We start from the raw sequence: 11,776 nt of genomic DNA, 5'->3' as shown, positions 1-11,776 counted from the left end.
AAAATACTACAATTAAGGCAAGAATTAAAATTCTTAAACAACTGTTTACTGATATGTTAAAAAGTCTTAACTTTACTGAAAACGTGATTATGGGAAAAAAGTTTTCTGAGAAACAGATTCATATTCTTGATATTGCCGAAGAACTTATCGCTAAGAAGGGATATGAGGGAACATCTGTACGAGATATTTGCACCAAGGCTAACATCAATGTGGCTATGATTTCTTATTATTTTGGTTCTAAAGAAAAAATGATGTCTTATCTTTATCAATATCGGGTACTAAAAACAAGAGAAAATTTTTCAGAATTTGCTGATACCATAAAAGACGGCAGACCAGAAATGCAGATGAAAGAAATGATAAAATATATCGTAAGCCAACTTTTCAGATACAATTATTTCCATGGTTTTGTTACACAGGAACTTCGACACACAGAAAATCTTAAGGATGAACTTCTAGATTTTTATCAGCTTTTTGTAAAAAAACTTGATGAAGTCATCAAAAAAGGAGTTACTTCGGGAGTTTTCACCTTTACACCAAAACCTGAGGATATTCTTACAACCATTATTGGTTCTACTTTATTTGTCATCAGAAATAAGAATTTCTATGAACTGTATGTACCTCACAAAGATGATGAATCATACACCAAAGAAGCTGAAAAAAAGGTAAGAATGAATCTTTTAATGAATACTTTTGCTGTTTTGGGCTACTCAGCAGACTAATTTTACGTTAAATAATCATAAAAAAAAATCTTTTAGCAAAAAAGTTATATTTTTGCAAATTAATAGGTCGGTAAACCCGAAAACTGTTACATTTTATATGAAAAAGTATATTTTAGGTATTTTCGCTATTGCTGTTTTAGCATCATGCAAAAGTCAGCAGGAAAAAGCGCTGAGAAGTGCAGACAAAAACTTTATTCTTAAAGCTGCAAACGAAAATTTTGCTAAAAAGAAATGGAAAAACGCATTGGCACTTTATGACAGACTTCCAAATTTGGTAGCAGGTACAGATGATGCGCCCAATGTGGTTTTCAATTCTGCATATGCCAATTATTATGATAAAAACTATAGACTGGCAGGAAATCAGTTTAAAAACTTCTCGGTAAGTTTCCCTCAGGATAACAGAAAAGAAGAGGCGGCTTATATGTCTGCATTATGTTACTACAATGGATCTATGGATTATAACTTAGATCAAACGAGTACAGAATTGGCAATTAATGAGCTTCAGGAATTTTTGAACGCGTATCCTAATTCTGAAAGATCAAAAAACATCAACACAATGATTGATGAGCTTTCTTATAAATTAGAATTCAAGGCTTTCGAAAATGCTAAGCAATATTTCAAAATGGGAGATTACAAAGCAACTGTAACTACTTTTGAAAATGTTTTGGATGATTTCCCAAGTACAAAGCTTCGTCCGAAAATCTACGATTACATGATGAAAGCACGTTATAATTTAGCTGTAGGTTCAAATTATGAACTAAAAGGCGAGCGTATCGAAAGTGCATTGGCTTTTACCAAACAGGTCGAAAAAGAACTTCCAGATACAGAATATTCTAAAACGGCTTTAGATTTAAGACAAAAACTCGAAAAAGAGAAAAAAGATTTTGTTGTCGCTAAGAAACAAATGGAAGAAAAAATGGCAATACTTACGGCAAAGCAGAAAAAAATTGCCGCTAAGCTTGCAGAACAGAGTAAAATAGAGCAGCAATTTAAAGAACAAATCGCTAACGAGAAGAAAGCAATGCAGATTCAGAGAGACAGTGCGGCGTTACACACACCTCCTCCTGCGGCGACTTTCAAAATCCAAAGATAATTCGTAAATTTGCCATCTTATAATTAAAATAATTTTCTCAAAATGAGCGTAAAAGATACAAAAGCAGAAGTAAATACTATTACTTACGATAAAGATAAGATTGAAGATAAAGTAGGTTCAATCTATGAAGCTATTGTGATCATGGGGAAAAGAGCAGAACAAATCAATGCAGAAATCCGTACTGAATTACACAATAAATTAGACGAATTTGCTGTTCACAACTCTACTTTGGAAGAAGTTTTCGAAAACAGAGAACAAATCGAAATTTCAAAACATTACGAGAAGCTTCCAAAGCCAACATCTATCGCTATCCAAGAATGGTTAGACGGTGATATTTATTTCAGAAAGACTGAAGAAAGAAAATAATAAATTTCATTCTTATAAAATATAAAATCATAGAAGATTCGTTTCTTCTATGATTTTTGTTGTTTGTATATATCGTTTCTGCTTAAATTCTTAATGGCAGATAAAATGCAGACCATTAAGATAAAGACATTCTTGAAAAAATCAGTAAATTAGTCCTTTAAAAAAATCTACATGAGTATTTCAGGGAAAAAGATTCTGATTGCCGTTTCTGGCGGAATAGCAGCTTATAAAATTCATTTCCTCATCCGAGATTTAGTGAAAAAAGGAGCCGAAATTCAGGTAATTATGTCTCCTGATGCAGAACATTTTGTAACCAAACTAAGCCTTTCTACCCTTTCCAAAAAACCTGTCTACAGTGATTTTTACGGTGATAATGGAACCTGGAACAGCCATGTTGAAATGGGACTTTGGGCAGATGTAATGATTGTAGCACCTTGTACAGCCAATACTTTAGCAAAAATGATTCACGGGATTTGTGACAATCTCTTGATTGCAACATACCTGTCGGCAAAATGCCCGGTATTTATTGCTCCAGCAATGGATTTAGACATGTATCAACATCCTTCAACCAAAAATAACCTTAAGCTTGCTGAAGAATTTGGCCACACTGTAATTCCCGCCGAAAGTGGAGAATTGGCAAGTGGATTAGTCGGCCAGGGAAGAATGGCAGAGCCCGAAACCATCGTAACAACATTAGAGGAGTTCTTTAATTCTGACAAAAAAAAATGTCTACAAGGAAAAACAGTACTAATCACAGCTGGACCGACGTATGAAGCCATTGACCCTGTTCGTTTTATAGGAAACCATTCTTCAGGAAAAATGGGCTTTTCATTAGCCGAAGAAGCAGCAAAAAGAGGTGCAAAAGTGATTCTTATTTCAGGACCTAGCTCTTTGAAACAGAAACATGAAAATATAGATTTACACCGCGTTACGTCAGCAAAAGAGATGCTCGATAAAGTTTTTGAATATTACGAAACCATCGATATTGGGATTGCGAGTGCTGCAGTTGCAGATTATGCGCCGAAAGTAATAGCTTCAGAAAAAATTAAAAAAAATGAAGATACTTTTACGATTGAATTAATCAAAAACCCAGATATTCTGAAAACAATGGGTGAGAAAAAATCGCATCAGTTTTTGGTAGGATTTGCTTTGGAAACTCAAAATGAGGAAGAAAATGCTAAAGGAAAACTCGCCAAGAAAAATCTGGATATGATTGTTCTAAATTCACTCCGTGATGAAGGGGCTGGATTTAAAAACGACACCAACAAAATAAAGATTTTCACACCAACAGAAAAAATGGAATTTGATTTAAAATCAAAAGAAAATGTCGCTAAAGATATTCTCGATTGTATTGAAGCTCAATTTTTAAAATAAATGTTATAAATTTCCGTTTTCAACTTTTAATTTGTCAAATGAAAAAAATAATCATACTCTTTTTTCTCGTTGTATTCAATTTCAGTTTTTCCCAGGAACTTCTGGCGACAGTTCAGATAAACTCTCAGAGCTTAGGTGGAAGCAATACACAAGTCTATAAAGCTTTGGAAAAAAGTCTCAGAGATTTTATCAATAATACAAGCTGGACAGGTAAAAAACTTCAGAATTTTGAAAAAATAAAATCAAATTTTGCAATAGTTCTCAGCGAACGAGACGGAAACAAATATAAAGGCGCTATAGTTATTCAGGCAGTGCGTCCTGTTTTTAACAGTTCATACGAATCTCCCCTTTTAAATCTTAAGGATAACAGATTTGCTTTTGAATATGTTGAAAACGAAAACCTTATTTTCAACGAAAGACAGTTTTCGGGAAAAAACTTAATTGATGTCATCAGTTTTTATGTCTATGTTATTTTAGGGTACGATGCAGACAGCTTCCAGTCAATGGGTGGAACTCAGTGGTTTTCAAAAGCACAACAGATTGCCCAAAATTCTCAAAACAGAAATTACGAAGGTTGGAATCAGATTAATGAGCCTAGGAGCCGTTCTATTTTAATTGGAGAAATTCTTAATCCTAATATGAGCCAACTTCGTTCTACCATTTATACGTATCACAGAGCTGGTTTAGACGGATTGTTTAATCAAGACCAAACACAAGCTAAGAAAATTATTTTTGATGCCTTAATACAGCTGAAAACCTACGAAAACTCTTTCCAGCAGAATTATTTCTTTAATCTTTTTATGGATAATAAAGCGGATGAGATATTCAATATTTTCAATTCTGGAAATAATGGACCCATAAACATCGGGACTTTGAAACAGCAGATGATTATTTTCTCTCCAAAGAATACCGAATCTAAGTGGAATAAATGGAAGTAGGGGTTTTAATTTTTTAATTCTGACTTCTAAATTTTATATTTGCAGTAACAAACGTAATCTGCTTTTGACCTATGCTTTCAAGAATTTACATTAAAAACTTTGCTCTTATTGATGCTCTCGATGTGTCTTTAAAAAATGGTTTACAGGTAATTACCGGTGAAACTGGCGCAGGTAAATCGATTATTCTAGGTGCCCTCAGGTTGATTTTGGGAGAAAGAGCAGATATCAAATCAATTTCAAAAACAGAAGATAAAAGCATCGTTGAGACAGAGTTTGAACTGAATAATCAGTTTAAAAAATTCTTTATCGAAAATGACCTCGATTACGAGCATCAGACCATTATCAGACGTGAAATTTTACCTTCAGGAAAATCAAGGGCATTTATCAATGATGTTCCGGTGACTTTGGATATTTTGAAAGAACTGACTTCTCAGCTAATCGATATTCATTCTCAGTTTGAAACCTCTAATCTTTTCACTTCAGAATATCAGTTTAAAATCATCGATGGACTTTCTGATAACAAAAACCTGATTGAGAATTATCAGCAGGATTTTTCTGAGTTCCAAAATTTAAAAACTCAGCTAAAAAAATTTCAAACTCAACTTTCAGAAAGCACGAAAGAAAGTGATTATAAGCAATTTCTTTTGAATGAGCTTGAAGACCTGAAAATGGATGATGTAAACTATGAAGATTTACAGAACCAGCTTTCTATGCAGGAAAATGCAGGAATGATTTCAGAAAACCTAGCTCAGCTTTTGTCGAGATTTCATCAGGAAGAAATAGGAATTTTCTCCTTTTTTAATGATGCAAAATCTAAACTTTCGAAAATATCAGAAGTTTCAACCAATTTCGCAGAACTTAACGAGAGATTTGAAACATCTTTTGTAGAAATTAAGGATATCATTGCAGAACTTGAAGATGAAGCCGAAAATATTGAAATCAATCCTGAAACGCTAGCACAGCTTTTAGAATTTAATAATAAAATAAACAGTCTTTTCCTTAAACACAATGTTACTGATATTGAAGATTTAAAAGAAATCAGAAATCAGCTTTCGGGTGAACAAAAAGGAACGGTAGAAATTGAAGCTTACATTGTACAAATCCTTGAAAACATTTCTAAAAAAGAAAAATCTCTGGAAGCTTTAAGCCAAAAACTTTCAAAAAACAGAAAGAAAAGCGTCCCCGTATTCATTAAAAAAGCAGAAGATTTATTTAAAAAACTTGGACTTGAAAAAGCTAAAGTTGATATTGAAATCAGCGAAGCTGCCGAATACAATCAGTTTGGGAAAGAAAACATTCAGCTTTTATTTCAAGCAAATTCAGGATTTCCATTAAAACCTATTCAAACTGCTATTTCGGGAGGTGAAAGATCTCGTGTAATGCTCGCTGTGAAAAAGATTATTGCTGAAAGTGACGAGCTTCCCACTTTAATTTTAGACGAAATCGACACCGGAGTTTCAGGAAAAGTAGCCGAAGAAATCGGAAATCTAATGCGTGAAATGTCTGAAGACATGCAATTGATTGTTATTTCTCATTTAGCACAGGTTGCCGCAAAAGGTAATGACAATTATAAAGTTGTAAAACAGGACGTTAACGGAAAAACCCAGTCAACGATTATTCCTCTAAACGACGAAGAAAAACTGAATGAAATTGCACAGCTCCTTTCCGGAAGTAAAATCACCGAAGCCGCATTAACACAGGCAAAAGAATTAATTGGATAATAGATTCTTACCATAAAATACAAAGACTTCTTTTTTAGAGGTCTTTTTTATTCTCAAAACAATCTCAATTGTTGTTCTTTCGTTCCTGTAAATCCTTCTGTAGAAAGTTTAGGAAATTCTTTCCCATCAAAAAACTTTTTTCTTCCGATTTTGAACGTATTGTGAATCATCTCTGCAATATTTCCGCTGCCTTTCTGTCTTTCAAAATAGCTTTTGTCACCTAGATTTCCACCACGCATAGAACGGATTAAGTTTAAAACCTTCTGGGCTCTATCCGGAAACTGAGTTTCAATCCATTTTACAAAAACAGGCTCTACCGTATCATTAAGCCTGACCAAAGTATAGCCAAAACTCTGAGCCCCAGCATCTGAAATAGATTTTAAAATACTTAAAGGCTCATCGCTATTCAACCCCGGAATAATTGGCGCAACCATAACATTAACAGGGATATTATTTTCAGAAAGTAATTCTATCGCTTTCAGTTTATTGTTTGTCGAACTAGTTCGAGGCTCCATTTTTCTGCGCAAATCTTCATTCATTGTCGGAATACTCAGCGACACAGAAACTAAATTTTGCTCAGCCATTGGTTTTAAAATATCCAAGTCTCGAAGCACTAACGCATTTTTTGTAAGAATATTTACAGGATGTCTGTAATCAAGACAAATCTGCAATAATTGTCTGGTAATTTCAAATTGTCTTTCGGCAGGTTGATAACAATCGGTGTTTCCCGACATTAAAATGGGTTCTGGTTTGTAGCCTCTTTTTTTGAAAAATTTTTCTAATAATTCGGGAGCATTTTTCTTCACCATAATCTTTCTTTCGAAATCAATTCCGGCGCTGAAACCCCAATATTCGTGTGTTGGTCGTGCAAAACAATAAGAACAACCATGCTCACAACCTTGGTAAGGATTCATAGAATATTCCATCGGTAAATCTTGGCTTTTCACCTGATTGACAATGGTTTTTGGAAAAACTTCGGTAAAAGAAGTTTTAATGGTTTCGAAATCTTCATCTTCAGGCTCAAAAGTAAATCTGTCGAAACGGTTGATTACATTTCGCTGAGCACCTTGACCTTTTATGATATTTTCGTTTTGCATTAATCACGTAAAATTATAAACCTTTCGATTAAAAACACTCAATTTTAACACTCAATTTTTCCACAAAAAAAATCCAACACCAAAAAAAATTGGATGCCGGATTTTGAAAAAATTTATATCTATTTATTACTTCTTACTTAAGGGCGTAGAACTCAATACCATGATCATCATCATGATTTTTTTTATCAAAATGTCTGTGATGATCTGAATAGTATTCGTTGTACTTTTTATGTTTTTTACCTAAAATCTTCTTTACGCTTATAAAACTTAATACTGCCAAAAGACCGACTCCTCCCGCCAGTAAAACTCCTACTTCTTTTTTCATGTTTTTTACGATTTTGAATTGTAAGATATCAAATAGTGTACCTTTTTATATTTGAATCATAACAATTTTCGTTAATCTATTGATGTATTTTGTTAAAACTGAATTAAAATTTCCCCCCTTAAGTATGGTTTAATAATTGTAGTAACAAATAAAAATATTATTATGGAAAATTCAGAAAACAATGATCAAATGTCGACCCTGAGTCAGGTCATGGAAACCTTGAGAAAAAGGGGAATTCACAAAGAATTTAGAATGAATGATCAATGCCAAATGAAATATGATAATTCTGAAAAAAACTACCTTCCTGAAGAGTTGTCTATTCTGAAAACCTATCGTTTTGAAGGTGACAGCAACCCTGATGACAATGTTGCTTTGTATGTTTTGCAGGACAATCACAAGAATTTAGGAATTATTATTGATTCTTACGGTGCCGAAAGCAATTATTCCGGAGAAGAATTTGATACTTTTTTACGAGATATTCCGGTTCATGAAAGTGATGAATATTAAATCAAACTAATCTTATATACAAACTCTCGAAATCATTCAGTTTCGGGAGTTTCTTTTTTCTTAAATACTTTTTTAAACAAACCCTTTTTTTCTTTTGGCTTTTCAGGATCATTTTTCTGCTCAGAAACATTACTTTTTGATGTGCTCATTTCTTTGGAGACGTCTTTCTTGGCTTGCCGTACCGATTTTTTCACCTCTTTTACACTAGACTTCACCTCTTGCACCGTTTTCACAGCTCCTTCTACTGTTTTTTTAGTTTTGTCAACATTAATTCCGACCAACGTTTTCTTTAAACCATCCTCAACACCTTTCCAAAACATATTGAAGAATGATTTTGTAGGATCTCTTTCCACTCCTTCCACAACCACAGATTCCGGAAATTTACCCGAATCTGATTTGATAAAAACATTGGCAACGGCACTCAAAAGCCTTTTCTTCTCTTTGCTTTTTTTATCTAAAATAGAAATCTTAAGATCTTTGTGTTTAATATTGAATGTTCCGCCAATTCCTTTCGGATTTCCTTTAAAATTAAAAAGCATCTGCTGAATGGTGCCTGTCGCAGAAATACTCATATAAGGAACAACAAACGAATTCAGCGCCGTTGCAGGAATATTATCGAGGTTTCCAGCAATGGTAAAATGATCGCTTTGATCTGCTGTATTAAATCCCCAATTTACAGACAAAGGAGATGACTTCATAAACATACAGTTGATGTCTATTTGTACGTTGGTTGGTTTCCCTTTCATTTTGGCAGAATTCAGGTTTTTAACATTCATATTAAAATTACTGAATGTCAGTTTTCCCGGCCCGTCGCTTTTTGGGGTGTCTTCTTCGTATTCCAACAAAGAATTTTTCAGTTGAAGATTGGCAACATACATCGGAATTTTAATTGATCTCAACATTCTCGAATACAGAGGTTTTATTTTAGGGTCATCTGCAGGAATTTTAGATCTGAAAATATTGGCATTCGCTGAATTAATGGTAACGTTTGTCGCATTGATAGATTTGTTTTCAGAAAAAAGATCCCAGTTTCCCAATGCAGAAATCTGGTTCACTTTAATATCATATAAATCTCTTTCAACAGGAATCATTCGTATAAATTGTGCCCTTGAAACCAAAGGAATCATCGCAAACTGATTGATTTCAATCTTATTCTTATTTAAAGCTAAAGCGCCAACATTCATCTTGTAGAATTCGGTTTTGTAAACAAAGTTTTTGGTGGTTAAAGCATAATCTTTTACTTTGACAGCCATCCCGTTTTTGGCATTGTTTTCAACCAATTCAAGCTGATTTACAGTTGCATTTAAATCATTAAATGTTAACGGTTGCTTTTTGCTTTCGTAAGTAATATTTGAATTTTTAAGTGAAATTTTTCTCACAACAATCGGGAACTGAATTCCTTCAACGGTTGTTTTTTTCTTGGCAATCACTTTTCCTTCAGTAATTTTTCCGTTGAGACCGTCAATTAAAACATCTTTTACATCAAGATTTAATTTTTTATCAACAAATTTAAAATCGTTAATCGCAAACTGAATGAGATTTGTTTTAAAATCCATTGCCATTTTTGGCGAATTGGTAGGTTTTGCAACAATATTTCGTATTTGTCCGCCTTTTGGATTTAAACTAAAATTCTCTATAGAAACATCCTGCTGATCATTATAATAAATTCCCTTTCCTGCAATTTTAAAATCTTTATAAAGCACAGGAATTACTTCCTGCGAACTTTCTTTGGTAAATTCTAGTTTATTGACATTTACACTTAAATCTTCAGCATAAAATAAATCGGTTTCGTTTGGTTTTACAATTTGAATTTTAGCATTGCTTAATTTTATGTCTTCTAAATTGAGCTCAAAATTTCTCTTTTTCTCAGTTTTTTTAGATGCCACAAATCCGGTTTTATACACTTTCAGAAAAGGACTTTGGAAGTCTGCGTTGGCAAGAGAAACTTTATTTTTTTTCAGAACAATATCCTTAAAATTCATTTTAGGAATACTGAACTGAATCATTTGAGGTTTTTGAGGGTATAATTTTTTAAACTGTTCAAATGTGATAATCGGTGTTAATTGAAAGTTTTCAACCGACATTTGTCCGTTTGTTGTGGTAATATTATCAATTTTCAAGGTGTAAATATCGTCCGGCTGGAAGAAAAAATCTTTACCTCGAATACTGTAACGATCAAAAACAACCGGAAGTTTATTTTCTACCGATTCTTCTGTCATCTGAAGATTTTCAACAAACAAATCAAGCTCGTTTACGCCTACGAATTTCTGTTTGGTATATTTAAAAACAGTGATTGTTCCTTTATTAATTCTGATATTTTCAAAATTTACTGGATTTGTTTTTTTGCCCGTTTTCTGATCTTTGGGCTTGGCAAGGATAATATTGAGATTAGGCTTTGAAAGCAGTAAATCTGAAGAACTTATGGTCTTATTAAACAACGCATCATAAATACCAAAACGACTAATCTTCAGTGTATCAATAGTACCCTGAAGACCAATCACCTCAGTATTATTTGGGTTTTTATTATTAACCGTTATTCCGGTTGCAAAAATATTTCCGGTTCCCAGATCAACATCTAAAGATTGATAAGAAACTTTGTACTCTGTATTTTTTTTGATATAATCAGGAAGTTGGGTTTTAAGCCATATATTAAGTCCGAAATTGGCAATCAAAACGATTCCAAATAAAATTCCCAGACCTATTAAAAGCTTTTTAACCCAAGGTTTTTTCATGATTTAATATTTAATACATTATATTAATTTTTCACAGTCAACTCAATCACATATCCTTCATGCCCTCTCACATTCATAAAATACCCTCCTTCAAAACTCAAATACTGTCCTTTAATTCCAATTAATTTACCTGTAAACTCAGGCTTTTTGTCTAAAGTGAATGAAGTTACTTTTTCTGGTTTCTCAAACGGGTAATCAAACTTCCACATCTCTTCACCTTCAGAGTAAAATTTCTGAAAATCCTCAGGAAAATATTCTTTTATTTTCTGCTGAAAATCTACCAAATCAATCTCCCCTTCAAAATCATCCTGCAGCATTTTTCTCCAGTTGGTTTTGTCTGAAAGATGTTCTTTTAAGGCCACTTCTATCATTCCGGCTTCGTAGCGGTTTTCTGTTCTTGCAATCGGTAAAGCAAATGTTGCGCCTTGATCAATCCACCTTGTAGGAATTTGTGTATTTCTCGTCACTCCCACTTTCACATCACCCGTGTAAGCTAAATATACGGTATGTGGCTGCAATTGGATTTGTTTTTCTACTTCTAAATCTCTCTCACCAATTCCTAAATGGGCTGTAGAAAGCTCAGGACGAATAATGGTATCGCTCGCATAAGGACTTTCGAAAAAGCAGCTTTTACAGAAACCCATTCTATAAATCGTTTTATTTAATCCACAATTTACACATTGAAAACCGGTATGTTTTATCGTTAATTCTTTTCCAAGCAATTCATTCATATGGATAAGATCTCCTGAAAGATTGAGATAATATTGTATCGGTTGCGCATCATGGGTTGTCATTTTCAATATTTGTCCGGAAAAGTACATTTCAAAAAAATTTATTTGTTAAAGATATAAATGTAAACTTTTTTCAGGTATTTAAAAACAATTTCGTACTTTAACTACTAATA

11 protein-coding genes are annotated in these 11,776 nt (G+C 33.3%); 7 read left to right on the top strand and 4 right to left on the bottom strand.

The window, feature by feature from the left end:
• Positions 1-89 precede the first annotated feature (89 nt).
• From LO744_RS01660 to LO744_RS01635, 6 genes are all read left to right on the top strand, one after another.
• Positions 90-719 (top strand): TetR/AcrR family transcriptional regulator, encoded by a 630-nt coding sequence (locus tag LO744_RS01660; protein ID WP_230670448.1) that lies wholly within the window; start codon positions 90-92, stop codon positions 717-719.
• A 97-nt stretch (positions 720-816) separates the two neighbouring features.
• A complete protein-coding gene (locus LO744_RS01655) occupies positions 817-1,812 on the top strand; it encodes an outer membrane protein assembly factor BamD (RefSeq protein WP_230666737.1) in 996 nt (331 codons plus the stop codon).
• 42 nt (positions 1,813-1,854) lie between these two features.
• A complete protein-coding gene (locus LO744_RS01650) occupies positions 1,855-2,178 on the top strand; it encodes a DNA-directed RNA polymerase subunit omega (RefSeq protein WP_066675352.1) in 324 nt (107 codons plus the stop codon).
• A gap of 171 nt (positions 2,179-2,349) precedes the next feature.
• On the top strand, positions 2,350-3,552 hold the full coding sequence (gene coaBC / locus LO744_RS01645) for a bifunctional phosphopantothenoylcysteine decarboxylase/phosphopantothenate--cysteine ligase CoaBC (RefSeq protein ID WP_230666735.1): 1,203 nt from the start codon (positions 2,350-2,352) through the stop codon (positions 3,550-3,552).
• A gap of 38 nt (positions 3,553-3,590) precedes the next feature.
• The gene (gene porD, locus LO744_RS01640; RefSeq protein WP_230666732.1) at positions 3,591-4,490 is read left to right on the top strand and encodes a type IX secretion system protein PorD; all 900 of its coding nucleotides are present in this window, start codon (positions 3,591-3,593) and stop codon (positions 4,488-4,490) included.
• Between the two features lie 71 nt (positions 4,491-4,561).
• Positions 4,562-6,211, top strand: a complete 1,650-nt coding sequence (locus LO744_RS01635) for a DNA repair protein RecN (RefSeq protein ID WP_230666730.1) — start codon at positions 4,562-4,564, stop codon at positions 6,209-6,211.
• A 53-nt stretch (positions 6,212-6,264) separates the two neighbouring features.
• Here LO744_RS01635 and LO744_RS01630 read toward each other — a convergent pair whose 3' ends face one another.
• Positions 6,265-7,308, bottom strand: a complete 1,044-nt coding sequence (locus LO744_RS01630; protein ID WP_230666728.1) for a PA0069 family radical SAM protein — start codon at positions 7,306-7,308, stop codon at positions 6,265-6,267.
• Positions 7,309-7,441: 133 nt separating this feature from the next.
• Positions 7,442-7,633: a hypothetical protein gene (locus LO744_RS01625; protein WP_230666726.1), complete on the bottom strand. Its 192-nt coding sequence runs from the start codon at positions 7,631-7,633 to the stop codon at positions 7,442-7,444.
• Between the two features lie 162 nt (positions 7,634-7,795).
• On the opposite strand from LO744_RS01625, the gene LO744_RS01620 reads away from it, so the two are divergent.
• A complete protein-coding gene (locus LO744_RS01620) occupies positions 7,796-8,140 on the top strand; it encodes a hypothetical protein (protein ID WP_230666724.1) in 345 nt (114 codons plus the stop codon).
• Positions 8,141-8,172: 32 nt separating this feature from the next.
• On the opposite strand, the gene LO744_RS01615 is transcribed toward LO744_RS01620, so the two are convergent.
• Together LO744_RS01615 and LO744_RS01610 are read right to left on the bottom strand one after the other, a co-directional pair.
• On the bottom strand, positions 8,173-10,872 hold the full coding sequence (locus LO744_RS01615) for an AsmA family protein (protein WP_230666722.1): 2,700 nt from the start codon (positions 10,870-10,872) through the stop codon (positions 8,173-8,175).
• 23 nt (positions 10,873-10,895) lie between these two features.
• A complete protein-coding gene (locus tag LO744_RS01610) occupies positions 10,896-11,693 on the bottom strand; it encodes a DUF2797 domain-containing protein (RefSeq protein ID WP_230666720.1) in 798 nt (265 codons plus the stop codon).
• Positions 11,694-11,776 lie beyond the last annotated feature (83 nt).

Origin of the sequence: Chryseobacterium turcicum (assembly GCF_021010565.1) — a bacterium.
Lineage (GTDB): Bacteria > Bacteroidota > Bacteroidia > Flavobacteriales > Weeksellaceae > Chryseobacterium > Chryseobacterium turcicum.
This window is presented reverse-complemented; position numbering and strand designations above follow the sequence as displayed.

What these genes read in the sequence shown, in the direction of transcription:
- LO744_RS01660 (WP_230670448.1), top strand. Translation starts at nt 90, where the DNA reads ATGGGAAAAAAGTTTTCTGAGAAACAGATTCATATTCTTGATATTGCC.
- LO744_RS01655 (WP_230666737.1), top strand. Translation starts at nt 817, where the DNA reads ATGAAAAAGTATATTTTAGGTATTTTCGCTATTGCTGTTTTAGCATCA.
- LO744_RS01650 (WP_066675352.1), top strand. Translation starts at nt 1,855, where the DNA reads ATGAGCGTAAAAGATACAAAAGCAGAAGTAAATACTATTACTTACGAT.
- coaBC (WP_230666735.1), top strand. Translation starts at nt 2,350, where the DNA reads ATGAGTATTTCAGGGAAAAAGATTCTGATTGCCGTTTCTGGCGGAATA.
- porD (WP_230666732.1), top strand. Translation starts at nt 3,591, where the DNA reads ATGAAAAAAATAATCATACTCTTTTTTCTCGTTGTATTCAATTTCAGT.
- LO744_RS01635 (WP_230666730.1), top strand. Translation starts at nt 4,562, where the DNA reads ATGCTTTCAAGAATTTACATTAAAAACTTTGCTCTTATTGATGCTCTC.
- LO744_RS01630 (WP_230666728.1), bottom strand. Translation starts at nt 7,308, where the DNA reads ATGCAAAACGAAAATATCATAAAAGGTCAAGGTGCTCAGCGAAATGTA.
- LO744_RS01625 (WP_230666726.1), bottom strand. Translation starts at nt 7,633, where the DNA reads ATGAAAAAAGAAGTAGGAGTTTTACTGGCGGGAGGAGTCGGTCTTTTG.
- LO744_RS01620 (WP_230666724.1), top strand. Translation starts at nt 7,796, where the DNA reads ATGGAAAATTCAGAAAACAATGATCAAATGTCGACCCTGAGTCAGGTC.
- LO744_RS01615 (WP_230666722.1), bottom strand. Translation starts at nt 10,872, where the DNA reads ATGAAAAAACCTTGGGTTAAAAAGCTTTTAATAGGTCTGGGAATTTTA.
- LO744_RS01610 (WP_230666720.1), bottom strand. Translation starts at nt 11,693, where the DNA reads ATGTACTTTTCCGGACAAATATTGAAAATGACAACCCATGATGCGCAA.